Source organism: Streptomyces sp. NPDC007917 (assembly GCF_042959105.1).
Classification (GTDB): Bacteria; Actinomycetota; Actinomycetes; order Streptomycetales; family Streptomycetaceae; genus Streptomyces.
This window is the reverse complement of record NZ_JBIBKK010000026.1, coordinates 1-24,593: the sequence shown is the minus strand read 5'-3', so window position 1 is coordinate 24,593 and position 24,593 is coordinate 1. Positions and strand designations below refer to the sequence as shown.

Genomic DNA, 24,593 nt, shown 5'->3' with positions numbered 1-24,593 from the left:
CACCTCCGGACAGGAGAGAACAGCGCTCACCGTCTGCCCACTATAGGGTGATGCGTCCGGATGGGCCCGATATGTCGATGAATAGGGTGAAAAGATCGCGAAGCGCTGACGGGAGGCCCGGCCGAACGCGCCGCGCCGCCCGGGGCGGGCCCCGGGCGGCGCGGCAAATGGGTCAACGCTCGGCGGTGCCGCTCAGCGCCTCACGGCGCCCGGCGGCGGCTCCGCTCAGCGCTGGGTGCGCAGCAGCGTGCGCATGGTGCGCATGGCCACGGACAGGTTGGCCAGGTCGAAGGTCTCCGACCCCTGGATCTCGTCCAGCGTGGTGCGCGCCCGCTGCAGGATCGACGCGTTCTTCTCCTCCCAGGCCTTGAACCGCTGCTCGGGCGAGGCACCGCCGTCGCCCACCGACAGCACATCGGAGGTGAGGGCGGCGTGCGCGGCGTACAGCTCCTCGCGGATGGAGGCGCGGGCCATGGACTGCCACCGGTCGGCGCGCGGCAGCTCGATGATCCGGTCCATCAGCTGGCTGATCCGCAGCCGGTCGGCGAGGTCGTAGTACACCTCGGCGACGGCCAGCGGGTCCCTGCCCACCCGGTCGGCGATGGCGACGATGTCCAGCGTCGGGAAGGCGGAGGAGAAGCCCGCCACCCGCGTGGCCAGGTCGTCGGGCACCCCCGCGGACGTCAGCTCGTCGTGGATCTTCTGATACCACTCCACATCCGCGCCGCGCAGCAGCTTGGGCAGCTGGGAGCGGACCGCCGCGACCCGCTCGGCGAAGAACTCGATGGTCTCGGCGAGCTCCAGCGGCTGCGGGCGGTTGCCGAGCAGCCAGCGGGTGCCGCGCTCGACCAGGCGCCGGGAGTGCAGCCGCATCCGGGTCTGGACCTCGGCCGGGACCTTGTTGTCCAGGGACTCGACCTCGTCCCACACCTCACCGAGCTCGAAGATCGCGCGGGCCGCGGTCTGGGCGCGCACCACCTCTTCGGTGGAGGCGCCGGTCTCCTCGCGCATACGGTGCAAGAAGGTCGTACCGGCGGTGTTGACCGTGTCGTTGACCAGCACCGTGGTGACGATCTCACGCCGCAGCGCATGGCCGTCGACGTGCTCGGGGAACTGCTGGCGCAGCGCCTGCGGGAAGTACGCGTGCAGCAGCCGCTGCAGATACGGGTCGTCCGGCAGGTCGGTGGCGATCAGCTCCTCGGCCACCGTGATCTTGATGTAGGCGAGCAGCACGGCCAGTTCGGGCTGGCTCAGCCCGCGCCCGGCGGCCAGCCGCTCCCGGATCTGGCGGTCGGTGGGCAGGAACTCCAGCGAGCGGTCCAGACGCCCCTCGCGCCCCAGCCGGCGCATCACCCGCTGGTGGGCGTGGAGCAGGCTGGGGGCCTGGGCGACGGAGTTGGCGAGCGCGACGTTCTGGGCGTAGTTGTTGCGCAGCACCAGCGCGCCGACCTCGTCGGTCATCTCGGCCAGCAGCTTGTTGCGCTGCTTGACCGTCATATCGCCCTCGCGGACCAGCTCGTTGAGCAGGATCTTGATGTTCACCTCGTGGTCGGAGGTGTCCACACCGGCGCTGTTGTCGATCGCGTCGGTGTTGATCCGCCCGCCGTTGAGCGCGAACTCGATCCGGCCCAGCTGGGTCAGGCCCAGGTTGCCGCCCTCGCCGACGACCTTGACCCGCAGGTCCTGGCCGTCCACCCGGATGGCGTCGTTCGCCTTGTCACCCACATCGGCGTGCGACTCGGTGGACGCCTTGACGTAGGTGCCGATGCCGCCGTTCCACAGCAGGTCGACCGGGGCCTTGAGGATGGTCTTCATCAGATCGGCCGGGGTCATCTTGGCGACCCGCGACTCGATGCCGAGGGCCTTCCGCACCTGCGGGGTGATCGGGATGGCCTTGGCGGTACGCGGGTGGATGCCGCCGCCCTGCGAGAGCAGGGAGGTGTCGTAGTCCGCCCACGAGGAGCGGGGCAGCTCGAACAGGCGGCGGCGCTCGGCGTAGGAGACCGCGCTGTCCGGGTTGGGGTCGAGGAAGATGTGCCGGTGGTCGAAGGCGGCGACCAGCCGGATGTGCTCGCTGAGCAGCATGCCGTTGCCGAACACATCGCCGGACATGTCGCCGACGCCGACCACGGTGAAGTCCTCGGTCTGGGTGTCATGGCCGAGCTCGCGGAAGTGCCGCTTGACGGACTCCCAGGCGCCGCGGGCCGTGATGCCCATGCCCTTGTGGTCGTAGCCGGCCGAACCGCCGGAGGCGAAGGCGTCGCCGAGCCAGAACCCGTACGCCTGGGCGACCTCGTTGGCGATGTCGGAGAAGGTCGCGGTGCCCTTGTCGGCGGCGACCACCAGGTAGGTGTCGTCGCCGTCGTGGCGCACGACGTCCTTGGGCGGCTGGACCTGGCCGCCGACCATGTTGTCGGTGATGTCGAGCAGACCGGAGATGAAGGTCTTGTACGAGGCGATGCCCTCGGCCAGCCAGGCGTCCCGGTCGACCGCCGGATCGGGCAGCCGCTTGCCGACGAAGCCGCCCTTGGCGCCCACCGGCACGATCACGGTGTTCTTCACCATCTGCGCCTTGACCAGGCCCAGGATCTCGGTGCGGAAGTCCTCACGCCGGTCGGACCAGCGCAGACCGCCGCGCGCGACCTTGCCGAAGCGCAGATGCACACCCTCCACCCGCGGCGAGTAGACCCAGATCTCGTACGCCGGGCGCGGCGCGGGCAGATCCGGGATGGCCTGCGGGTCCAGCTTCATGGACAGGTACGCGTGCGGCTGCCCGTCCTCGTCCTTCTGGAAGTGGTTGGTGCGCAGGGTGGCCTTGATGAGGGTGAGGAAGGAGCGCAGGATGCGGTCCTCGTCCAGCGAGGCCACCTGGTCGAGCGCCGCGTCCAGCTCCTCCAGCAGCGCGTCGGTCAGCTCGGTGCCGGCCCGCTGCCGCTCGGGCGACATCCGCGCCTCGAACAGGCTCACCAGCAGCCGGGTGGTGTGCACATTCGTCCGGAGGGTGTCCTCCATGTACGACTGGCTGAAGGTGGACCCGGCCTGGCGCAGGTACTTCGCGTACGCGCGCAGCACCATCGCCTGCCGCCAGGTCAGCCCGGCGCCGAGCACCAGCTCGTTGAAGTTGTCGTTCTCCGCCTGCCCGGTCCACACCGCGGCGAACGCGTTCTGGAAGCGCTCGCGGGCGTCGTCGGCGAGGCCGTCGCCGTCATGGCGCGGCAGCCGCAGCCCGAAGTCGTAGATCCAGGCGTTGGTCCGGTCAGAGCAGCGCAGCTCGTACGGCCGCTCGTCGACGACCTCGACCCCCAGCCGGGTGAGCACCGGGAGCACCGCGGACAGCGAGACCTGCTCGCCGACGCGGTAGATCTTGAAGCGGCGCTCGGCGGGCGCCGCCCCCACCGGCTCGTACAGGCTGACCGCGAAGTTCCGCTCGCTGTCCCTCAGCCGCTCCAGGTGCTGCAGGTCGGCGACCGCGCCGCGCGGCGAGTGGTCGGCCTTGTAGCCCTCGGGGAACGCGTGCTGGTAGCGGCGGAGCAGTTCGGCGGCGCGCTCCTCGCCGACCTCGGAGGTCAGCGCCTCGGCGAAGCCGTCGGCCCAGGAGCGGGTGGCCTCCACCAGCCGGGCCTCGATGCGCTCGACGTCGGCGTCGGTGAGGTCCGGGAGCTCGGCGCCGGGCTGGACGCGGACCACGAAGTGCAGCCGGGAGAGCACCGATTCGGTGTGCAGGGCGGTGAAGTCGACCGGCACCCGGCCGTTCAGCTCCTCCAGCAGGATGTCGGTCAGGCGCAGCCGCACCTCGGTGGTGAAGCGGTCGCGCGGCAGGTAGACCAGCGCGGAGTAGTAGCGCCCGTACTCGTCCTGACGCAGGAACAGCCGCAGCCGGCGGCGCTCCTGGAGATAGAGCACGCTGGTCACGATGGACCGCAGCTGGTCGACCGGGGTCTGGAACAGCTCGTCGCGCGGGTAGGTCTCCAGGATCTGCAGCAGGTCCCGGCCGTCGTGGCTGTTGGGCAGGAACCCGGCGCCCTCCAGGACCTCCTCGACCTTGCGGCGGATCACCGGGACCCGGCGCACGGACTCGGTGTACGCGGCGGAGGAGAACAGGCCGAGGAAGCGCCGCTCGCCGACCACATTGCCCTTGGCGTCGAACTTCTTGACGCCGATGTAGTCCAGGTACGAGGGGCGGTGGACGGTGGCGCGGCTGTTGGCCTTGGTGAGGACCAGCAGCTTGTGCTCGCGCGCCTTGGCGCGGGCGTCGGCCGGCAGCCGGTTGAACGACGGCGAGACGGGGCGCCGCTCGGCGCCGTCCGCCGGCTCCGGCAGACTGGCGTGCGCGCTCTCGGCGGTGTCCCGGTGGTGCGGGTCGGAGCGCAGAATGCCCAGGCCGGTGCCGGGCACGGCGCTCAGCACGTCCTCCTCGCCACCGGACTCGGTGGGCGCCTGCGTCAGCTCGTACTCGCGGTAGCCGATGAAGGTGAAGTGATCGTCGGCCAGCCAGCGCAGCAGCTCACGGGCCTCCTCGATCTCCTGCGGGCGCACCTCGCCGGCCGTGGGCTCCTCGGGCAGGCCCTCGGCGATGCGCAGCGCCGCCTCGCGCATCTTCTCCCAGTCCTCGACGGCCTCGCGGACGTCGGAGAGCACGCGCAGCAGATCGGCGGTGATCTGCTTGAGGTCGCCGCGGTCGGTCTCGCGGTCGATCTCGACATGGATCCAGGACTCGATGACCGCGTCGTGCGGCAGCTTCTCGGGCCGGCCGTCCGGGGAGACGTCCAGGACCTCGATCAGCTTCCCGGTGATGTCGCGGCGGACCAGGATCTGCGGGTGGATGACGACATGGATGCCGCGGCCCTGGCGCGTCAGCTCATTGGTGACGGAGTCGACCAGGAACGGCATGTCGTCGGTGACCACCTCGACCACGGAGTGGCTGCAGGTCCAGCCGTGCTCCTCGACGGTCGGGGTGTGCACCCGGACGTTCGCGGTGCCCTGGGGGCGCGACTCGGCCAGGCGGTAGTGGGAGAGCGCGGCGCCGAAGACATCGACCGGGTCGCGGCCCGCGAGGTCTTCCGGCGGCGTGTGCTGGTAGTAGTGCTGAAGGTAGGCGGTCAGGGTCTCGGGGCCTGGTCCCTGTACCGGTTGCTGTCCCCCGGCAGGACTGTTCTCAGCTACCCGGGCGGCCCGTGTGAGCAGCTCGGCCTTGGCTTCGTCCAGCTTGGTCTGCATGTCCTCTGGCTCCTGTCGCGCGCCGTTGCGTGACATCGATAGCGGTGGCATGACGTCGCGACGCGGGATATCCGGTCTGGGACGACGATATGCCCGTGCGGGGGATGGCCGGGGCGGACTCGGCCGAAAGTGACCAAGGCCCCAGGCGGCACCGGTCAGCGGCGGCCCGAGCCCGGTGGGAATCCGGGATCGGTGCGGGGGCCTCATCGCCCCCACGGCCTATCGCGCTGATCACGCAGTAAGGCTATCGCCCCACCCCAGGGAGGCGTCATGAGCCGTTCGTGTACAAAACCGGGCCCTGAAGTTTGAGGTAATGGACAGCGACGCAGGTCCCGCGCGGCCCCTTGGCAAAGCCCGGCCACGGGGGCACTGTGGCCGTATGCGGTGATTGGTGAGGCTTGTTCGGCCGTCGGCGTGTCGCGCGCAGCGCGCGATGTGCCGCGTACGGCACGCAGTGTGCCGCATCACATCGTGTGCCGCACGCACCGTGTGCCCCGTCCGGCGCGCGGTATGCCTGGGTCCGGCGCGCGGCGTGTCGCGTACGGCGCGCGGTGTGACGCCCGGCGGTCGACGCGACCTGTGGAGGTGGACGGCTTGCCTGCGAAGATCCTGCTCGTGACCGGCGACGCGGCCGAGTCCCTGGAAGTGCTCTACCCCCTCCAGCGGCTGCGCGAGGAGGGCTATGAGGTCCATGTGGCGGCCCCGACCCGCAAGACGCTGCGGTTCGTGGTGCACGACTTCGAGGAGGGCTTCGACACGTACACCGAGAAACCCGGCTACACCTGGCCCGCCGACCTCGCCTTCTCCGAGGTCGACCCCGGGCAGTACGCCGCCTTGGTGATCCCCGGCGGGCGGGCCCCCGAGTATCTGCGCAACGACGCCGAGCTGCGCAAGATCCTCAAGGCGTTCTTCGACGCGGACAAGCCAGTGGCCCAGATCTGCCACGGGCCACTGCTGACGGCGGCGGTCGGGGGGCTCGGCGGGCGGCGGGTCACCGCATATCCGGCGCTGGAGCCGGACATGCAGTCGGCGGGGGCGGAGTTCCAGGACGCGGAGGTGGTGGTCGACGGGACGCTGGTGTCCTCGCGGGCATGGCCGGACCATCCGGCGTGGATGCGGGAGTTTCTGGCGGTGCTGCGGGCGAAGGGGCAGGTGAGCTGAGGCCGCTCAGTCGACCAGCTGCCCGGCCTTGGCGACGGCCTCCTCCAGCGTGTCCACGACCGGCACGCCCGCGGCCAGCAGGCTGGCCCGGCTGTGCGAACCCCCCGTGTACAGCACGGCACGGGCGCCCGCGTGCTGCGCCGCGACGGCGTCGTCGAGCGCGTCCCCGATCACCACGATGCGGTCCGGCGCCACGCCCTCCAGCGCGGCCACATGGCGCACCATCTGCTCCGCCTTGCCCGTGTCGCTCTGGCCGGTGCGCCCGTCCACCCGCGTGAAGTGCGGCTCGATGCCGTGCGTACGCACCAGGGGGATCAGCCGCTCGTGCTCCGCGAGCGAGCACAGCGACTGGGTGAGCCCGGCCGCCTGCCAGTCGGTGAGCAGCTGCTTGGCCCCCAGCGCCAGACCGGCCTCCTCGGCCAGGACCCAGTAGTGCCGGTGGAACGCCTCGTCCATGGCCTGCCACTCGATGTCGGTGGGCAGCCGCCCCAGCAGCCGCTCGTAGAAGCGCGGCACCGGGACGCAGTACAGCTCGCGGTAGCGCTCCAGGGTGATCGGGGGCAGACCGATCTCGGCGAACGAGGCGTTCGTCGCCGAGATCACGGCGTCGTTGTCGTGAAAGAGGGTGCCGTTCCAGTCCCAGACGATATGCGTCACTTTCTTCCCCATCCCACGACCGTACCCAAAGGGTCCGACAGCGACGCGGGGTCACCCGATTGCCTCGCCCTGCCGCCTCACCCGACGAGATCGGGGATCTCCTTGGCGTCGTACCAGAGCAGTTCGTGGTCCTCGGCGCCGTCCACCGTGAACTGCGCGTCGTCGTCCCCGATGTCCGCCGCGCCCAGCGCCTCGGCCGCGGCGGCGACGTCCCGCTCGGCGTCGTCGGAGTCGACGTGCACCGCGGCGGCCTTGGCCAGCGGCACGGGGAGCGCGATCCGCACCTCCCCCAGCGAGGACTGGTCGAGCCCGCGGTCCGGGTCCGCGACCGCGTCCGCGTCGGGCACGTCCACCGCCACCACGACCCGCCGCCGGGGCGCCTGCCGGTCGACGGCCAGATGGCGCAGCGACGCCTGCGCGGCGCGGCTCAGCGCGGCGTACTCCAGCTCCTCGATGTCGTCGGAGACGTACCACTCGCGCAGCGCGGGAGTGACCCCGTACGCGATCAGCGGGGCCGGGCCCAGTTCCCCCGCCTTGTGCGCCTCGGCGAGACCGGGGAGGGTCAGGGGGACGTAGACGCGCATGGCTGCTGCTTCCTGGAGTTCCTTGGGGTTCCTGAAGTTTCCTGTAGCTGCCAGCCAGCATACGTTCGCCACCCCGCCCCCGGCCCCACCTCGCAGCGCCGGTCCCTGGTGAGCCAGGGGACCGCGCCGGCCCCCGCAGAGTCCCCCATTGGGGGTAATCCCGACCACGGCCCGCCACCCGCGCGGCCCTCGACGCTCCTATGACGGGTGCCGGACGCCGCGCCGCCGCCCTCTCGGCCCGGGAGCGGGTCCGCCCTGGTCAGGCGGGCCCCGGGCGGCCCGTCAGGGCCCGTACGGACGGAACGCGGCGAGAGCCCACCCCGGCGCCGGACGCCGGACCACCCGGATAGGTGAATCCCCCGGACCGGTCCTCGGGGGGCCCGACGCTCCTTGCCGCTGCCGGAAGCGCACCGGTAGAAGACTGCCGACCCAAGCTACTGCCCGGTATCTTCACCGGGCCCGGGAGAGCGGCGAGGCGCATGAACAGGACCACCCGAACAACGGCCCCGAGCGGATCGGAGCCCGTCCGCCCGACGGGAACCGGGCCGGCGCGCGACGGATCCGAGCCGACCAGGCTGCCCCGGAGCGGACCGTCGCGCGGCGGGCCGACGTCCAGCGGCCCCGCGCACAGCCGGTCGGCACCCAGCGGCCCGCCGGTCAGCGGACCGACGCGCGGCGGGCCACCTCAGAGCGGGCCGACCCGCAGCGGACCGCCGCGGCGCCGTGACTCGCGGCGGCCGGCGGGCGCCGGGCCCGCCTCGCACGCGCCCGGGGCCGTTTCGCGCACGGCGGCCGTGGCCGCGCGGCGCAGGGAGCGGGAGCGGCTGCCGCGCTACTGGTTCGCCAACCAGCTGCTGCTCACCCTCAGCGGCCGGCGCCCCGTCCACACACTGCTCGGCCACACCCTCCCGGCCGCGTACGACCGGCTGATCGAGCTCGCCCCCCAGGCGCCGCTGCGGCCGCCCGGAGCCCGCGAAAGCGCCCCCGTCGTGCAGCGCTGCGGCGAGTACCAGCCGCGGCAGGGGGTCATCGAGGCGTTCGCCCGAATCGCCTACGGCGACCGTCTGCGGGCGCTGGCCTTCCGTCTGGAACTCGGCCCCGACGCCCGCTGGCGCTGCGCCGCCGTCGACATCGGCCCTCTTCCCTAGGCCCGGTGCCCACCAGGGCCACGGGGGGACCGCAGCGGGCCCGATACGGGCCCACGCGCCGCTGGGACCGCGGAGCGGCCCCCTGCCACCTCCGTTCCGGGCCCGGCACGGGCCCCCACACGCCGCTGGGGCCGCAGAGCGGCCTCGTGCCGCCTCTGGGCCCCGATCGGGCAGCGGGGCGGCCAAGGAGGCCCCGCCGGCCCGCCGACCGCCGCACAGCCCCACCACGCGGCTGTCCGCGCGTACGCCGACGGGCCGGGCCCCGCGCCATCCGCGCGGGGCCCGGCCCGTCCACAGCCGTACCAGCCCGAGCCGTACCGAACCGAGCCGTATCAGCCCGAGCCGTACCGGGCCGACCCGGTCACTTCTTGCGGCGGCGGCCGCCCTTGTTCGCCTTGCGCCGCTCGGCGCGCGTCATGCCGTCCGACTCGGAGCGGGGTGCGGGGGGCGTGTCGCCGTTGGTGAAGTCGCCTTCGACGATGCCGCCCTCGCCGTCCACCGTCGGGGCGGAGAAGTGCAGCCGGTCCGGGCGCTGCGGGGCCTCCAGGCCCTTGGCGTGGATCTCGGGGCGGCCATTGGGCGATCCGGCCGTCACGGCCGCGGGGACCGCGTCCTGCGCGCCGTCGCCGACGGCCACGGCCTCCTTCTCGCCCTCCTCGACCGGGACCTCCTCGACCTGCTGCTCGACCTGGACCTCCAGGTTGAACAGGTAGCCGACGGACTCCTCCTTGATGCCGTCCATCATCGCCTGGAACATGTCGAAGCCCTCGCGCTGGTACTCGACCAGCGGGTCCTTCTGGGCCATGGCGCGCAGGCCGATGCCCTCCTGGAGGTAGTCCATCTCGTAGAGGTGCTCGCGCCACTTGCGGTCCAGGACGGACAGCACCACGCGCCGCTCCAGCTCGCGCATGATCTCGGAGCCCAGCTGCTCCTCGCGCGCGTCGTACTGCTCGTGGATGTCGTCCTTGATGGCCTCGACGATGAAATCGCCGGTCAGCCCGGCGCGGTCGCCGGCGGCATCCTCCAGCTCCTCAATGGTGACCTTCACCGGGTAGAGCTGCTTGAAGGCGCCCCACAGCCGGTCGAGGTCCCACTCCTCGGCGAAGCCCTCGGCGGCCTCCTCCCGGACGTAGGCCTCGATGGTGTCGTCCATGAAGTGGCGCACCTGCTCGTGCAGGTCCTCACCCTCCAGGACGCGGCGGCGCTCGCCGTAGATGACCTCGCGCTGCCGGTTGAGCACCTCGTCGTACTTCAGAACGTTCTTACGGGTCTCGAAGTTCTGCTGCTCGACCTGCGACTGCGCGGAGGCGATCGCGCGGGTGACCATCTTGTTCTCGATCGGCACGTCGTCGGGGACGTTGGCCATGGCCATGACGCGCTCGACCATCTGCGCCTTGAACAGCCGCATCAGGTCGTCGCCGAGCGAGAGGTAGAAGCGGGACTCGCCGGGGTCGCCCTGGCGGCCGGAGCGTCCGCGCAGCTGGTTGTCGATGCGGCGGGACTCGTGGCGCTCGGTGCCCAGCACATACAGCCCGCCGAGCTCCTTGACCTCCTCGAACTCGGCCTTGACCGCGGCCTCGGCCTTCTCCAGCGCCGCGGGCAGCGCGGCGGCCCACTCCTCGGCGTGCTCCACCGGGTCGAGCCCGCGCTGGCGCAGCTCCGCCTCGGCGAGGTCGTCGGGGTTGCCGCCGAGCTTGATGTCGGTGCCGCGGCCGGCCATGTTCGTCGCGACGGTGACCGCGCCCTTGCGCCCGGCCTGGGCGACGATCGTCGCCTCACGGTCGTGCTGCTTCGCGTTGAGCACCTCGTGCGGCACACCGCGCTTGGCGAGCTGCTGGGAGAGGTATTCGGACTTCTCCACGGAGGTGGTGCCGACCAGGACCGGCTGGCCCTTCTCGTGCTTGTCGACGATGTCCTCGACGACCGCGGCGAACTTGGCCACCTCGGTGCGGTAGATCAGGTCGGACTGGTCGATACGGGCCACCGGGCGGTGGGTCGGGATCGGGACCACGCCGAGCTTGTAGATCTGGTGGAACTCGGCGGCCTCGGTCATCGCCGTACCGGTCATGCCGGAGAGCTTGTCGTAGAGGCGGAAGAAGTTCTGCAGGGTGATCGTGGCGAGGGTCTGGTTCTCGTCCTTGATCTCCACCCCTTCCTTCGCCTCGATCGCCTGGTGCATGCCCTCGTTGTAGCGGCGGCCGGCGAGGATACGGCCGGTGTGCTCGTCGACGATCATGACTTCGCCGTCCATGACGACGTAGTCCTTGTCCTTCTTGAAGAGCTCCTTGGCCTTGATCGCGTTGTTCAGGTAGCCGACCAGCGGGGTGTTGACCGACTCGTACAGATTGTCGATGCCCAGCCAGTCCTCGACCTTGGTGACGCCCGACTCGTGGATGGCGACGGTGCGCTTCTTCTCGTCGACCTCGTAGTCCCCGGTCTCCTCCTGGCCCTTCTGCGGGTTGGCCGCCTCGCCCTTGGTCAGGCGGGTGACCAGCTTCGCGAAGTCGCCGTACCACTTGGTGGCCTGGTCGGCCGGGCCGGAGATGATCAGCGGCGTACGGGCCTCGTCGACCAGGATCGAGTCGACCTCGTCGACGATGGCGAAGTTGTGGCCGCGCTGCACCAGCTCGTCCTTCGACCACGCCATGTTGTCGCGCAGATAGTCGAAGCCGAACTCGTTGTTGGTGCCGTAGGTGATGTCGCACGCGTACTGCTCACGGCGCTGCGCGGGCGTCATGTTGGCCAGGATGCAGCCGACCTCCAGGCCCAGGAACTTGTGCACCCGGCCCATCCACTCCGAGTCGCGCTCGGCCAGGTAGTCGTTCACCGTGATCAGGTGGACGCCCTTGCCGGACAGCGCGTTCAGATAGGCGGGGAGCGTGCCGACGAGGGTCTTGCCCTCACCGGTGCGCATCTCGGCCACATATCCCAGGTGGAGCGCGGCGCCGCCCATCAGCTGGACGTCGTAGTGGCGCTGCCCGAGCACCCGCTTGGCCGCCTCGCGCACGGTGGCGAACGCCTCGGGCATCAGGTCGTCAAGGGTCTCGCCGTCGGCGTACCGCTCCTTGTACTCGTCGGTCAGGGCGCGGAGCTCGGCGTCGGAGAGGTTGACGAAGTCCTCTTCGATGGAATTGACCTGGTCCGCGATGCGGTGCAGCTTGCGCAGGATCTTTCCTTCGCCTGCACGCATGAGCTTGTTGAGGACGGACACGTAGGCTGACTCCTTGCCGGTCGGGCCTGGCACGGTCGGGTGCGCTGGCGCGGCATTATCAAGGGGCCCAGGCCCCGCCGCAACGGCCATCGTAAGACAGGACCCCACCACGCCGGGAGGTCCGTCACTACGAGGAACCGGTGTCACCTCTCTGTGTGAACGCACGGGGCGCCCCCCAGGTGCCCCTGAACCGGGAAAACCGCTGCGCCCTCCTCGGCGGCGGCTCAGACTCGGGCCATGGAACCTGTCACCCTCACCACCGAGCGCCTGCTGCTGCGCCCCTTCGAGCCCTCCGACACCGACGCGGTCCACGCCGCCTGCCAGGATCCCGACATCCAGCGCTGGACCCCCGTGCCCGTCCCGTACACGCGAGCGGACGCCGAGGACTTCGTCCGGCGGATCTGTCCCCAGGAATGGCGGGACGACATCGGCTACCGCTTCGCCGTGGTGACCCGGGACGGCGGCGCGCTGGTCGGCGCCATGGCCCTGGTACGCCTGACCTGGCTGCGCACCGAGGAGCGCCAGGCGGAGCTGGGCTACTGGACGGTGCCGGAGCACCGGCGGCGCGGGTACACCGGCGAGGCGGCGCGTGCGCTGGTCGAGTGGGCCTTCACGGGGCTGGGGGTGGAGCGGCTGGAGTGGTGCGCCCAGGTCGGCAACGAGGGCTCGCGGGCGGTGGCCCTGGCGGCGGGGTTCCGGATGGAGGGGGTCGACCGGGCGCGGATCGTCCACAACGGGACCCGGCGGGACGCCTGGCGGGCCGCGGTCCTGCCCTCGGACTGGGGGCTGCCACAGGCCACGCCGTACCTGCCCGCGCCCGAGCAGAACGCGGAACCCGCCCGCACCTGACCCGCGCCCGCCCAGGCATGGGCGGACGGCCGCCGCCGCACCCGCTGTCAGTGGCGCCCTCTACGGTGTTCGGCATGACGATTGCTGCGTCCAAGTCCGCGTCAGGCCCCAAGCCCGAGGTCTCCCTGTCCGCCGACGAGGCGCGCCGGATCGCGCTGCGCGCCCAGGGGCTGCTCGGCGCGCCGGACCGGCGGGGCGGCGTGCGGGGGGTGCTGCGCCATCTGGGCGCGGTGCAGCTGGACACCATCTCGGTGCTGGCCCGCTCCCACGAGCTCATTCCGTACGCCAGGCTCGGCGCGGTCGGCCGGGCGGCGGTCGAGTCGGCGTACTGGACCGGAACCCACGCCTTCGAGTACTGGTCGCACGCCGCCTGTGTGCTGCCGATCGAGGAGTGGCCGTACTTCGCCTTCCGGCGCCGCGCCTACCGCTCCCGCCCGCACTGGTACCACGAGCTGCCGGACGGGGCGTATGAGACGGTCGTGAAGCGGCTGCAGGAGGACGGCCCGCTGACCGCGACGGAGCTGGGCGGGGCCAAGAACGGCGGCCCGTGGTGGGACTGGTCGGCGGCCAAGGTCGCCGTGGAGCGGGCGCTGATGTACGGCGAGGTGGTGTGCGTCGAGCGGCGCGGCTGGAAGCGGGTGTACGACCTGGCGGAGCGCGCCGTGCCGGACGCGCTGCGCCATGACGACCTGGACGACGCGGAGTGCCTGCGGCGGCTGGTGGGGCTCGCCGGGCGGTCCCTGGGCGTCGGCACCCGCGCGGACATCGCCGACTACCACCGGCTCAAGGCCGAGCAGGTGGACGCGGTGATCGCGGACTCCGGTCTGGTGCCGGTGACGGTGGCCGGCTGGGACAAGGCGGCTTGGGCGGACCCGGAGGCGCTGGCCACCCCGGTGCGCGGCCGTCATCGCACGACCCTGCTGTCGCCCTTCGACTCCCTCATATGGGACCGCGCCCGCACCGAGCGGATCTTCGGCTTCACCCACCGGCTCGAGGCGTATGTGCCCAAGCCCAAGCGGATCCATGGCTATTTCGCGATGCCGCTGCTGTCGGGCGGGCGGCTGCTCGGCCGCGTCGACCCGGCCCGCGAGGGGAAGACCCTGGTGGCCCGGCAGGTGTCGCTGGAGGGGCCCAAGGCCGTGGCGCCCATGGCCCAGGCGCTGCGGGAGGCGGCCGCGTGGGTGGGGTGCGATGCGGTGCGGATCGAGCGCGTCGACCACCCGGAGCTCGCCGCCGCGCTCACGGCGGCGGTCTCCTGACGTCTTCCGACGCCTCCTGACGTCTTCCGACGCCTGCTGACCGTCGCCTGGCCCCTCACCTGATCTCGAGGATCTTCTCCCGCATCGCGTAGACCACGGCCTCCATCCGGGAGTGCAGCTGCAGCTTCTCCAGGATGTTGCGGACGTGGTTCTTCACGGTGTTCTCGCTGATGAACAGCTCCTTGGCGATATCGCGGTTGTTCATGCCCGTGGCCACGAGCTTGAGCACTTCCAGCTCCCGGTCGGTGAGCCGGGGCGCGGGCACCAGCCGCCGCTCGTCGGTGCGCTGGATCATCGACTTGAACTCGGTGAGGAGCTTGGACGCCATTGACGGGCTTATCTGCGACTGCCCGTCGGCGACCGCCCGGATCGCGGTGGACACCTCGTCGGTGGAGATCTCCTTGAGCAGATAGCCGGTGGCGCCCGCCTTGATCGCGTCGTAGAGGTCCGCCTCCTCGTCGCTGATCGTCAGCATGATGATCTTCGCGCTGGGCGCCACCTCCTTGATGGAGGTGCACGCCTCGATCCCGCCGCGCTTGGGCATCCGCACATCCATCAGCACGATGTCCGGCAGCAGATCGGCCGCCTTGTCCACCGCCTCGGCGCCGTCTCCCGCCTCGCCGACGACCTGGATGTCCTCCTCCTGGGCCAGGACGATCTCCAGGCCGCGCCGGAAGAGCGCATGGTCATCCACCACGAGGACCCTGATCGGCTCCTTGCGCGGTGGCTCACCGCGCGGCTCTCCCCTGTCCCGACCGACGCCGTGGTCATCGCCGTCGGTCGCGGGCCCGAAGCTGTCCGCCATCGTTCCTCCCCCTGAAGGCCATGGCCCCTGCTGTCCGCACTTGGCTGTGCATGGTGCTATACGGCGGCATCAACCGGTCTTCTCGATACGAGGGTTGGCCGCTGAGCCATGATTTCATGCCTGGCGGACGCTGTGGTGCCGCCGTGGTCGCACGGAGGTGCCCCGGGGGCGCATGGGTGCTCAGGGGCGTCACAGCAGGTGCGACCACGGACCACAGCGGGGCCGCGCGGCACGCCCGCCGCACGGCCCCGCCCGTTCTGATCAGCCTCCCAGGGCGCCGCCGGCGCCGCCGGGCTCCTCCCCGACGAACGCCTCGGGCTTGAGGTGGATGACCCCGTAGTCATAGCCATGGCGCCGGTAGACGACGCTGGGCTGGCCGGTGTCGGAGTCGACGAACAGATAGAAGTCGTGCCCGACCAGCTCCATCTCATAGAGCGCCTGGTCGAGCGTCATGGGGGCGGCGGCGTGGGTCTTCTCCCGGACCACCAGGGGACCTTCGCCCTGGACCTCCAGCGACCCCATCCTGGTGGTGGGGACGGCTTCCGACGTGCGCTGGGCGGCGATTTCCCCATGGCCGTTGATACGGGCCGCGTTCGGCACCGTCACGGCCACGTCGCTGGCGGGAATGCGGCCGTTGCCACGGCGCGTGTGGCGCTTGTCGTTCTGCTTGCGCATGCGCGCTTCCAGCTTGCCGGCCGCCAGGTCAAGCGCCGCGTACGGATCGGCAGCCGCGGCCTCCGCCCGGATCACCGGACCGCGGGAGCGGAGGGTGATCTCCACTCGGTCGCAGCGGTCGGCCTGCCGGGGGTTGTGCTCCTTGGACACCTCGACGTCGAGGCTGATCACCTTGCCGTCGAGCTTCTGGATCTTGTCCAGCTTCAGCTTCTCGGCCACGTGCTTCCGGAACCGCTCGGGCACCTCTGTTTTACGGCCCTTGACGACGATGTCCACGCAGAACTCCGTTCCCGGGTCGCTCCGTCAAAGTCGGAGCTCATCCGTTGTGCACTGGGGCTCCGGAAATCTCTCCGGAGCTTGCTGCTTGGCGGGCTTTCACCCCCTCCTCCCCGATGGCCAAGATCGCCACCCCTTCTTGTCAACAAAAGCGAAAAGGCACACGAAGCACGCCAAGCGGATAATGCGAGCTATAGCGCTCGCCCTTCCTCACAACCGAACATAGCTCGCCCGGCGGGAAGTCGGCACCCCCTACCGGCACGTACCTCCGATCAGGTGTTTACGTCCTCTTATCATCAGCAACGATGCGCGTTCGTATTCAGTTCCGCTTGGCGAAGGCACCTCGCCCATGGTGAGCGGGCGCGGGGCGGCCACGGCGAATGCGCGGGGCGCGGCCGCCACGACGGCGGCCCCGACGACCGGGCCGCCCGCGGCCCGCACCGCCCGCGCGGCCTCCGCGAGCGACGCCCCCGTGGTCACCAGATCGTCCACCAGCACCACGGGGCCCTCGGCCAACAGCCGCCCGCAGCCGGGCACCGCGCCCAGCGCCCCGGCAAGGTTCTCCAGCCGGCGCCGCGCGTCCAGCCCCGTCTGATCCGTCACCGCCCGCAGCTGCCGCAGGACCGGCAGCACCCGCGCGGGCCGCCCGCCTCGCCTCAGCACCCCCGCCGCCGCCAGCGCGATGCGCCGGGCCGGGTCGTGGCCGCGCGCCGCGACCGCCCGCCGCGCCGAGGGCACCGGCACCAGCAGCAGCGGCCGCCCGGGGCGGCGACGGGGGCACGCCGCGCTCACCGCCCCCGCCAGCGCCTCGCCCAGCGCCGCCGCCAGCCGTAGCTCCCCGCGCTCCTTGTGCGCGAGCAGCACCGCCCTGGCCTCGTCCTCGTACGCCACCGCCGCATGGACCGGCGGCAGCCCCGGCGGGGCCGGCCCGGGCCGCACCGGCCGCGCCCCGGCCCCGCACAGCGCCGCGCGGCACGGCCCGCACAGCGCGCCGCCCGCCCGGCCGCATCCCGCGCAGCCGGCCGGCAGCACCAGCCCGGCGATCTCCCGACACCACATCCACATGGGCCCACTGTCCCGTCACCCTCACGGACCCGCCACCCCTGTGGACAACCTTGTGGATAACCGCGGGCCAGCCACGGTGTGCCGACGCCCATCCGGGTGAAGGCGTATCCATCCGGTTGACAGTCGGCCAGGCGTCGGCCCTCGTCCGGCTGGCAACCGACCGGCTGACGACCGGCTGACGACCGGCTGACGACCGCTACCCCGGATACACCGGAAGCGACCCCTCCTTGGCCACGGTCTTCCAGTCCGTGTTCGGCGGCAGCCGCACGATCCCGTCGTTCGTCGTCTCGGCGATCAACGGCCGGTTCTGGCCCTCGAAGGCCGCGAGCGCCTCCACCCCGTTCGGCCCGGGCACCGCCGGGACATCCGCCGGCGAGCCGTCCGTCTCGACGTACTGCAGCCGCTGCACCCCGCCCGACTCACGGCCCGCGACCACCAGCCGGCTGCCCCCGGCCCACGAGACGGCGTCCACGTCCTCAAGCCGCGGGGAGACCGAGTGCAGCCCCCGCACCGACAGCTGGGGGGCCGCCTCGCCGCCCCACCGCTCGACGCGGCCGAGCTGCAGCGTCGTGTGCCCGGCGCGCTTGACCAGCATCGCGATCCGGGTGCCGTCAGCCGACATCCGCAGCGCCGTGATCACTCCGCCCTTCAGATCCGGCAGCTGGACCTCGTCCGCCTTCTCCTCGCCCTCGCGCAGCCGCAGCAGCTTGGGCCGCTGCGGATCGCGGTCGGCCACCCACAGGCCGCCGAGGCCGTCCCAGCTCGGCGCCGACAGCCCGTGCTCCGCGCTGCCGCCCTGGCTGCGCAGCCTCACCTTGCCGAGCTGGACGCCGGACCTGAGTTCGGTCACATACAGCGAGCGGCCGTCCTTGGTGACGCCCGCGGCAAGCCGCTCGTCCCGGGACACCGCCACCGACCCGAGGCCGATGCCGTCCTGGCCGAACGGCCCCGGCACGGGCTGCGGCTCCCGCGCGTCGTCGGACAGCCGGACCACCCGGTGGTCGGCGTCCACGAAGTACTGATGGTCCCCCCGGCCGATGACGGCTGACGGCGCGAAGGAGCGCGCGGCGTCGCGCGACAGCGTGCACAGCTCCGCGCCGTCCTGCCGCTCCAGCCGTACGCTGCGGATCTCCGACGACGACTGCCCCAGGCCCTGGACCGTGAACAGCAGCTGGGCCGCCATCCGGGCGCAGCGCGCCTGGCCCACGTGCGCCGCGCGGTCGCTCAGCCGCACCTTCAGCGCGTTCGAATCGTCCGGCGCCACCTTCTCGTCCTGGCCGCCCAGCTTCGTACCGGACGGGAAGGAGGTGCTGACCACCGGGTCCAGCCAGCTCGTCGGCCCGTCCAGGAGGGCCTTCACGGCCGCGGTGACCGGGTCGACGCCCTGCCGCAGATAGACCGGGTCGGCGACCAGGACGCCCTGCCCCGCCCGCGAGTTCACGGCGTCCGGGCCCAGCTCGGCGAAGTAGTACTTGTTGACGGACTCATAGATGCGCTGGAAGTCGGGCTCGCCCAGCACCAGGCCGCGCGGCAGGCGGTCGATCCGCCACTCCGACCCCACCTTCGACAGATGGACGCGCTCCTCGTAATCGCCCCCGGAGGACCGGTACGCGTGTGTGGCGTCCACCGTGGCGATCCGCTTGCCGGAGAGCACCACCGTCCGCCCGTCGCCGTCCCGGTCCCCCGGATCGGCCTCCACCCGCACCTCCGGCGCCTGGGCGAGCACCGTGGTGACGGCGAAGGGGTCCCACTGCCGGGCGGCGTCCTTGGCCAGGTACTCCTTGGCCGTGGCCAGGTTCTCCTCGCCGCTGGTCGTCGCCTCCAGGAAGCCGTTGACGAGTTCGGTGGGCTGCTCGCCCTTGCCCGGACTCACCCCGTACACCTGCACCTGCGTATCGACATCCGTACGCGGCGCCGAGTCCACCCGGCGCACATCCCCGCTGTCGGGCATCGAGGCGCAGCCGGAGAGCAGCAGCGCGCCGCAGGCGAGCAGCGCCGGCGCGCCCAGCACCCGGCGGGTGCGGCGGAGGCGGTAGCGGTCAGCGCCCACGGGGGCGGCCCTCCCGTTCGGTCGGTGTCGTGTGTGCCGTATCGGCCGCCGCGTCGACCGCACCGCGCCGCGGGCCCGGCGAAGGCCGCGGACCGCCCTGCGCGGCGCCCCGGGGCACCACGCGGGCGCCGTTGCCCGGCAGCGCCGTGGGGTCGGCCGTCGGCGTGGGCAGGCCCGCGCCGCCGGGGCGCGGCGGCAGGTCGGCGCCGGACAGCGCGGACTTCGGCTGCGCCGGTACGGACGCCAGCCGCTCCCCCGCGCCTTCCTCGCCCGCGCGCGGCCCCGTTGCCCCGGTGACCTGGGCATCCGCGCCCCGCTCCGACGCCAGGTTGCGCCGGGAGTCCTCGGGCTCCAGCGGGATGGGCGAGCCGCGCAGCGTATCGCCCGCCGTACGCGGCAGGGTCAGCCGGAACTGCGAACCGCCGCCGGGCTCGCCCCACGCCTGCAGCCAGCCGCCGTGCAGCCGCGCGTCCTCCACCGCGATCGACAGGCCCAGGCCCGTGCCGCCCGTCGTACGGGCACGGGCCGGATCGGCCCGCCAGAAGCGGTTGAAGACGCGCGTCGCCTCGCCCGGCTTGAGCCCGACGCCGTAGTCGCGCACCGCGACCGCGACCGCGCCGCCCGCCGCGGCCAGCCGCACGATCACATCCCGGCCCTCGCCGTGCTCCACGGCGTTGACCACGAGATTGCGCAGCACCCGCTCCACCCGCCGGGCGTCCGCCTCCGCCATCACCGGCTGCTCGGCGCCCCGCACCACGATCCGGGTGCCCTTGGCGTCGGCGAGCGGCTCGGCCCCGTCGACCACCCGGGTCACCACATCGCGCAGATCGATCGGCTCGGCCTCCAGAGCGGCCGCGCCCGCGTCGAACCGGCTGATCTCCAGCAGATCCGACAGCAGCGACTCGAACCGGTCGACCTGGCCCCACAGCAGCTCGGCGGAGCGCGCCGTGACCGGGTCGAAGTCCTCGCGCGCGTCATGGATGACATCCGCGGCCATCCGTACGGTCGTCAGCGGCGTCCTCAGCTCATGGGAGACGTCCGAGACGAAGCGGCGCTGCATCCGGGACAGCTCCTCCAGCTGCTGGATCTTGACCTGGAGGTTCTGCGCCATCTTGTTGAACGCCTCGCCGAGGCGCGCGATGTCGTCCTCGCCGGTGACCTTCATCCGCTCCTGCAGCAGACCGGCCGCCAGCCGCTCGGAGATCCCCGCGGCCATCCGCACCGGCGTGACCACCTGCCGGACCACCACCCAGGCGATGGCGCCCAGCAGCACCACCACGAAGACCCCGGCCGTCGCCAGCGTCCCCTTCACCAGGCTCAGCGACTTCTCCTCCTGCGTGAACGGGAAGAGGTAGTAGAGCTGGTACGGATCGCCGTGGTTGTCGTCGAGCCGCTTGCCGATGATCAGCGCGGCCTCGGACTTCTTCGACCGGTGGTGCAGGATCCGGCCGTACTGCTCGTACGGCGTGGTCCGCCCCTCGTCCACCTTCTCGCGCAGCTCGGCCGGGACGCTGTCCTGCTTGACGTCGCCCGACACCCGCGCCCCACGGCTGACCACGCGGGGCGTCTCGCCCGCCGCGGAGCTGAGCGCCACCACCGAGTACGCGCCCTTGCCGCCGCTGGCCAGCTGCTCCACCAGCTGGTTCAGCCAGCTGCCGGCGTCCTGGCCACCCCGGCCACGGGCATCGGTCCCGTCCCCACTGCGGCTGTCGCTGTTGCGGTCGGCCATCTGCTCGGCCACCTGGAACCCGCCGGCGGCCTGGCCCTGCGCCGCGTGCCGCTTGGCGTCCAGCAACCCGTTACGCACCTGCCCGATGACGACCAGGCCCAGCAGCAGCACCACACCGAGCGACATCAGCAGGGTGGTCGCGACCACCCGCAGCTGGATATTGCGCCGCCACAGCCGGGCAGCGGGCAGCAGCGGACGGCGCACCCACCGCCCGAACAGCCGGATCAACGGATGCGCGGGCCCGCCCGACGCCCCGTCGGGGAGCAGATGCCCACCGCTCCACAACCGCCGCAGCAGCGGAATCTCACCCGCCGGTTCGACGGGCCGCCCCGGACGCGCACCCTCCGGCGCTCCGCCCGCCGGCCTGTCGGCAGGCGGAACCGAGCCGACCTCCGGCATCTCAGCTGGGCCCGGCCTTGTAGCCGACGCCGCGCACGGTCACCACGATCTCCGGCCGCTCCGGGTCCTTCTCGACCTTCGAGCGCAGCCGCTGCACATGCACATTCACCAGCCGGGTGTCGGCGGCGTGCCGATAGCCCCACACCTGCTCGAGCAGCACCTCACGGGTGAAGACCTGCCACGGCTTGCGCGCGAGCGCGACCAGCAGATCGAACTCCAGCGGCGTCAGCGCTATCGACTGACCGTCCCGCTTCACCGAATGCCCGGCCACATCGATCACCAGATCGCCGATCGCCAGCTGCTCCGGCGCCGGCTCCTCCGACCGCCGCAGCCGCGCGCGAATCCGCGCCACCAGCTCCTTCGGCTTGAACGGCTTGACGATGTAGTCATCGGCCCCGGACTCGAGCCCGACCACCACATCGACCGTGTCGCTCTTGGCGGTCAGCATGACGATCGGCACCCCGGACTCGGCCCGGATCAGCCGGCACACCTCGATGCCGTCCCGCCCGGGGAGCATCAGATCGAGCAGTACCAGATCCGGCTTGGTCTCGCGGAAAGCGGCGAGAGCCTTGTCGCCGTCCGACACGAACGACGGTTCAAAGCCTTCGCCGCGCAGCACGATGCCGAGCATCTCTGCCAGTGCGGTGTCGTCGTCGACGACAAGGACGCGTCCCTTCATATCGACATCATCCCATTACCCGATCGTGACCTGGCGCACAGCTCCGCGATGCCGTCCGCGGTGACGGGCGAGACGGCCCCGGCCTCGGTGACGATGGCCGTCACCAACTCCGGTGGCGTGACGTCGAAAGCCGGGTTGTAGGCCTGCGTGCCCAGCGGCGCGACCGGTATCCCGGTGCCCGCTTGCGCTCCGGCAGCCGGAGCATAGGGGACTGTGATGTCCGTCACTTCATGACCTGGACGCTGCTCGACCTCGATCGACGCGCCGTCCGCGGTGGACAGGTCCAGCGTGGTCGTCGGAGCCACCACGACGAAGGGCACATGGTGGTATCGGGCCAGCACCGCGAGCGGATAGCTGCCGACCTTGTTGGCCACCGAGCCGTCCGCGGCTATCCGGTCCGCGCCGATCAGGACCGCGTCAACCTCTCCCGCCGCGAACAGCGAGCCCGCCGCGTTGTCGGTGAGCAGCGTGTACGCCATGCCCGCGCGGGCCGCCTCGTACGCGGTCAGCCGCGCGCCCTGCAGCAGCGGGCGGGTCTCGTCCACCCACAGCCGCCGCAGCTGCCCGGCCCGGTGCACGGCCGCGGCCACGGCCAGAGCGGTGCCCGCACCGCCGGAGACCAGCGCGCCGGTGTTGCAGTGGGTCAGGATGCGATAGCCGCCCGCGGGCAGCAGTTCGTCGAGGAGGGCCAGGCCGTGCTCGGCCATCCGCTCGCTGGCCTCGGCGTCCTCCCGGTGCAGCGCGCGGGCCTCGGCCAGGGCAGCGGCCGCGGCACCCTCGGCGTCCGCCCCGCCCTTGGCCGCCCCGTGGTACGCGGCGGCGGCACGGCGCACCCCGTAGCCGAGGTTCACGGCCGTGGGCCGGGCGTGCGCGAGCGACTCGGCGGCCTCGTCCACATCGAAGCCGCGCACTGCAGCGAGGGCGACGCCGTAGGCCCCGGCGATACCGAGCAGCGGGGCGCCCCGGACGGCGAGCGAACGGATCGCCTCCACCAGCGCCGGCACATCGGTGCACACCAACTCGACCTCTTCGGCGGGAAGTCGCGTCTGGTCCAGGATCACCAGCACGGGACCTTCCGGCGGTTCCTCCCAGCGCAGGGCGAGGGCGGCGGACGATACGTCGGCGTCCCGGTCCACTGAGTGCTGATCAGCCATTGGTCCAGTCTGCCCTCTGCGACCCCAAGTATTGAAGGCCCCGCGTACCGAAGGCTTCACGCGCTGAAGGCTTCACCCACTGAACGGCCCGCCACGCCCGACGCCCCCCGTCCGGCCGCGTACACCGTGGCACGATGACTGCCAACCGGCCGCCGCCACGCAAACAGCCCGACGGCCGCCCATACGGGACCGACTTCAGGGAGCGACGATGAACGACTCTCCGGGCTGGGCACCGCCCGGACCGTCCCCGACCGACGAACCGCACCAGCCCCCTCAGCCGTCAGGCGCGCCGACCGGGCAGGGCGGTCAGGGCGGTCAGGGCGACCAGGGCGCGGCGAGCCCGGCAGGCCCCGGCCCGGACCCGGTCCTGCCCGACCAGCCCGGGCCTGCGGCGAGCGAAGGTACGACGGGCCGGCCCATGTGGGGCGCGAAGTGGGCGGAGCGGCAACCGCCCGAGGGGCACTGGGCGCCGTACTCCGGCGGCGCCCCCACGCCACCACCCGCCCCGCCGACGGCCCCATCGGGGCCGGGCGGTCCAGCTGGCCCTCCCTCGTACGGAAGTTGGGGGCCCGGCTGGACCCAACCGCCGCCCGCACCCCGGCCCGGTGTGATCCCGCTACGGCCCCTGGGCGTCGGCGAAATCCTCGACGGGGCGCTGTCCACCCTGCGCGCCCACTGGCGGCCGGTACTCGGCGTCTCCCTCGTCGTCGCCCTGGTCACCCAGGCCGCCACCACGGCCGCCACGGGATTGTGGTTCCGGGGCACGAGCGGGCTCGACTCGCTCGAGAACGACCCGAATCCGAGCCTGCGGGAGGCACTGGACGCCCTCGGCCACGCCCTGCAGGGCAGCGCCGTCCCCTTGGCGGCCGGAATCCTCGGCACCCTCGTCACCACGGCGCTGCTGACGATCGTGGCCGGCCGGGCCGTACTGGGACGGCCGATGTCGTCCGGCGAGATGTGGCGCGACGCCCGCCCGCGCCTCCTCCAGCTGTGCGGCCTGCTGCTCCTGCTGCCCGCACTCGTGGCCGCCGCCTTCGCCGCCGGCCTGGCGCCGGGGCTTCTGCTCATCGCCGCCGGCGCGGAGGGCGAAGGCGCGGCACTGGCCCTGCTGGGCGGGCTGGGTGCGACGGCCGCCGCCCTATGGCTCTGGATCCGCTACAGCCTCGCCGTGCCCGCCCTGATGCTGGAGAAGCAGGGACTCAGCGCGGCCATGCGCCGCTCCGCGAAGCTCGTACGCGGAGCGTGGTGGCGAGCGCTGGGAATCCAGCTCCTCGCGCTTCTCATCGCCTTTGTCGTCTCCGCCATCTTCGAGATTCCGTCCAGCATCGTCGGCATGGCCATTGGCGGCGACAACGCGATGGACTGGCTGTCCGGCGAGTCCATCTCCGTGAGCTGGACGTTTCTTGTGGTCATCGGAATCGGCGGGGTCCTCGCCTCAACCATCACCCTGCCGATCAGCGCGGGTGTCACGGTGCTCCTCTACGTGGACCAGCGCATTCGCCGCGAAGCCCTCGACCTGGAGCTCGCCCGCGCCGCCGGAAACCCGGACGCGGAGAAATAAAAAAGCCTCGGTCCTGGGTATCTTTCGATACCCAGGACCGAGGCTAAAAATTGTTCGGCGGCGTCCTACTCTCCCACAGGGTCCCCCCTGCAGTACCATCGGCGCTGAAAGGCT

Annotated in this window: 16 protein-coding genes; 5 read left to right on the top strand and 11 right to left on the bottom strand. The window is 71.9% G+C overall.

Features of this window, described 5'->3' with window-relative positions; all coding sequences use genetic code 11:
- Window positions 1-225: 225 nt before the first annotated feature.
- Window positions 226-5,217 (bottom strand): NAD-glutamate dehydrogenase, encoded by a 4,992-nt coding sequence (locus tag ACFZDL_RS36240; RefSeq protein WP_353594940.1) that lies wholly within the window; start codon window positions 5,215-5,217, stop codon window positions 226-228.
- A gap of 594 nt (window positions 5,218-5,811) precedes the next feature.
- Here ACFZDL_RS36240 and ACFZDL_RS36235 point away from each other — a divergent pair.
- Window positions 5,812-6,378 (top strand): DJ-1/PfpI family protein, encoded by a 567-nt coding sequence (locus ACFZDL_RS36235; protein WP_353594941.1) that lies wholly within the window; start codon window positions 5,812-5,814, stop codon window positions 6,376-6,378.
- A gap of 6 nt (window positions 6,379-6,384) precedes the next feature.
- Here ACFZDL_RS36235 and ACFZDL_RS36230 read toward each other — a convergent pair whose 3' ends face one another.
- Together ACFZDL_RS36230 and ACFZDL_RS36225 are read right to left on the bottom strand one after the other, a co-directional pair.
- The gene (locus ACFZDL_RS36230; protein WP_353594942.1) at window positions 6,385-7,047 is read right to left on the bottom strand and encodes an HAD family hydrolase; all 663 of its coding nucleotides are present in this window, start codon (window positions 7,045-7,047) and stop codon (window positions 6,385-6,387) included.
- A gap of 65 nt (window positions 7,048-7,112) precedes the next feature.
- Window positions 7,113-7,619 (bottom strand): DUF6912 family protein, encoded by a 507-nt coding sequence (locus tag ACFZDL_RS36225; protein WP_353594943.1) that lies wholly within the window; start codon window positions 7,617-7,619, stop codon window positions 7,113-7,115.
- Window positions 7,620-8,413: 794 nt separating this feature from the next.
- On the opposite strand from ACFZDL_RS36225, the gene ACFZDL_RS36220 reads away from it, so the two are divergent.
- Window positions 8,414-8,767 carry an Rv3235 family protein gene (locus tag ACFZDL_RS36220; RefSeq protein ID WP_353594944.1) on the top strand — a complete coding sequence of 118 codons (354 nt, stop codon included), beginning with the start codon at window positions 8,414-8,416 and terminating at the stop codon, window positions 8,765-8,767.
- Between the two features lie 361 nt (window positions 8,768-9,128).
- On the opposite strand, the gene secA is transcribed toward ACFZDL_RS36220, so the two are convergent.
- Window positions 9,129-11,978 carry a preprotein translocase subunit SecA gene (gene secA, locus ACFZDL_RS36215; RefSeq protein ID WP_353594945.1) on the bottom strand — a complete coding sequence of 950 codons (2,850 nt, stop codon included), beginning with the start codon at window positions 11,976-11,978 and terminating at the stop codon, window positions 9,129-9,131.
- A gap of 237 nt (window positions 11,979-12,215) precedes the next feature.
- On the opposite strand from secA, the gene ACFZDL_RS36210 reads away from it, so the two are divergent.
- Window positions 12,216-12,827 carry a GNAT family N-acetyltransferase gene (locus tag ACFZDL_RS36210; RefSeq protein ID WP_353594946.1) on the top strand — a complete coding sequence of 204 codons (612 nt, stop codon included), beginning with the start codon at window positions 12,216-12,218 and terminating at the stop codon, window positions 12,825-12,827.
- 74 nt (window positions 12,828-12,901) lie between these two features.
- The gene (locus ACFZDL_RS36205) at window positions 12,902-14,086 is read left to right on the top strand and encodes a DNA glycosylase AlkZ-like family protein (RefSeq protein ID WP_353594947.1); all 1,185 of its coding nucleotides are present in this window, start codon (window positions 12,902-12,904) and stop codon (window positions 14,084-14,086) included.
- Between the two features lie 55 nt (window positions 14,087-14,141).
- On the opposite strand, the gene ACFZDL_RS36200 is transcribed toward ACFZDL_RS36205, so the two are convergent.
- The 7 genes from ACFZDL_RS36200 to mtnA form a co-directional block, all read right to left on the bottom strand.
- Window positions 14,142-14,891 carry a response regulator transcription factor gene (locus tag ACFZDL_RS36200; RefSeq protein ID WP_353594948.1) on the bottom strand — a complete coding sequence of 250 codons (750 nt, stop codon included), beginning with the start codon at window positions 14,889-14,891 and terminating at the stop codon, window positions 14,142-14,144.
- A 261-nt stretch (window positions 14,892-15,152) separates the two neighbouring features.
- Window positions 15,153-15,842 carry a ribosome hibernation-promoting factor, HPF/YfiA family gene (gene hpf, locus ACFZDL_RS36195; protein ID WP_353594949.1) on the bottom strand — a complete coding sequence of 230 codons (690 nt, stop codon included), beginning with the start codon at window positions 15,840-15,842 and terminating at the stop codon, window positions 15,153-15,155.
- Between the two features lie 252 nt (window positions 15,843-16,094).
- Window positions 16,095-16,907, bottom strand: coding sequence for a ComF family protein (locus tag ACFZDL_RS36190; protein ID WP_353594950.1), 813 nt, complete (start codon window positions 16,905-16,907; stop codon window positions 16,095-16,097).
- Between the two features lie 196 nt (window positions 16,908-17,103).
- On the bottom strand, window positions 17,104-18,957 hold the full coding sequence (locus ACFZDL_RS36185) for an LpqB family beta-propeller domain-containing protein (RefSeq protein WP_353594951.1): 1,854 nt from the start codon (window positions 18,955-18,957) through the stop codon (window positions 17,104-17,106).
- On the bottom strand, window positions 18,947-21,085 hold the full coding sequence (mtrB, locus tag ACFZDL_RS36180; RefSeq protein ID WP_353594952.1) for an MtrAB system histidine kinase MtrB: 2,139 nt from the start codon (window positions 21,083-21,085) through the stop codon (window positions 18,947-18,949). Before mtrB ends, ACFZDL_RS36185 begins: the two co-directional genes overlap by 11 nt.
- A gap of 1 nt (window position 21,086) precedes the next feature.
- Window positions 21,087-21,764: a two-component system response regulator MtrA gene (gene mtrA, locus ACFZDL_RS36175; RefSeq protein WP_014061181.1), complete on the bottom strand. Its 678-nt coding sequence runs from the start codon at window positions 21,762-21,764 to the stop codon at window positions 21,087-21,089.
- Window positions 21,761-22,918: an S-methyl-5-thioribose-1-phosphate isomerase gene (gene mtnA / locus ACFZDL_RS36170; RefSeq protein WP_353594953.1), complete on the bottom strand. Its 1,158-nt coding sequence runs from the start codon at window positions 22,916-22,918 to the stop codon at window positions 21,761-21,763. Before mtnA ends, mtrA begins: the two co-directional genes overlap by 4 nt.
- A 208-nt stretch (window positions 22,919-23,126) precedes the next feature.
- Between mtnA and ACFZDL_RS36165 the strand changes: the two genes are divergently transcribed.
- Entirely contained in the window at window positions 23,127-24,479 is a 1,353-nt protein-coding gene (locus ACFZDL_RS36165) for a glycerophosphoryl diester phosphodiesterase membrane domain-containing protein (RefSeq protein WP_353594954.1), read from the top strand.
- Window positions 24,480-24,593: the final 114 nt, after the last annotated feature.

Excerpts from the sequence above, each read along its gene's own strand:
- ACFZDL_RS36240 (WP_353594940.1), bottom strand. The coding sequence starts at position 5,217 with ATGCAGACCAAGCTGGACGAAGCCAAGGCCGAGCTGCTCACACGGGCC.
- ACFZDL_RS36230 (WP_353594942.1), bottom strand. The coding sequence starts at position 7,047 with ATGGGGAAGAAAGTGACGCATATCGTCTGGGACTGGAACGGCACCCTC.
- ACFZDL_RS36225 (WP_353594943.1), bottom strand. The coding sequence starts at position 7,619 with ATGCGCGTCTACGTCCCCCTGACCCTCCCCGGTCTCGCCGAGGCGCAC.
- ACFZDL_RS36210 (WP_353594946.1), top strand. The coding sequence starts at position 12,216 with ATGGAACCTGTCACCCTCACCACCGAGCGCCTGCTGCTGCGCCCCTTC.
- ACFZDL_RS36205 (WP_353594947.1), top strand. The coding sequence starts at position 12,902 with ATGACGATTGCTGCGTCCAAGTCCGCGTCAGGCCCCAAGCCCGAGGTC.
- ACFZDL_RS36200 (WP_353594948.1), bottom strand. The coding sequence starts at position 14,891 with ATGGCGGACAGCTTCGGGCCCGCGACCGACGGCGATGACCACGGCGTC.
- ACFZDL_RS36190 (WP_353594950.1), bottom strand. The coding sequence starts at position 16,907 with ATGTGGATGTGGTGTCGGGAGATCGCCGGGCTGGTGCTGCCGGCCGGC.
- mtrB (WP_353594952.1), bottom strand. The coding sequence starts at position 21,085 with ATGCCGGAGGTCGGCTCGGTTCCGCCTGCCGACAGGCCGGCGGGCGGA.
- mtrA (WP_014061181.1), bottom strand. The coding sequence starts at position 21,764 with ATGAAGGGACGCGTCCTTGTCGTCGACGACGACACCGCACTGGCAGAG.
- mtnA (WP_353594953.1), bottom strand. The coding sequence starts at position 22,918 with ATGGCTGATCAGCACTCAGTGGACCGGGACGCCGACGTATCGTCCGCC.
- ACFZDL_RS36165 (WP_353594954.1), top strand. The coding sequence starts at position 23,127 with ATGAACGACTCTCCGGGCTGGGCACCGCCCGGACCGTCCCCGACCGAC.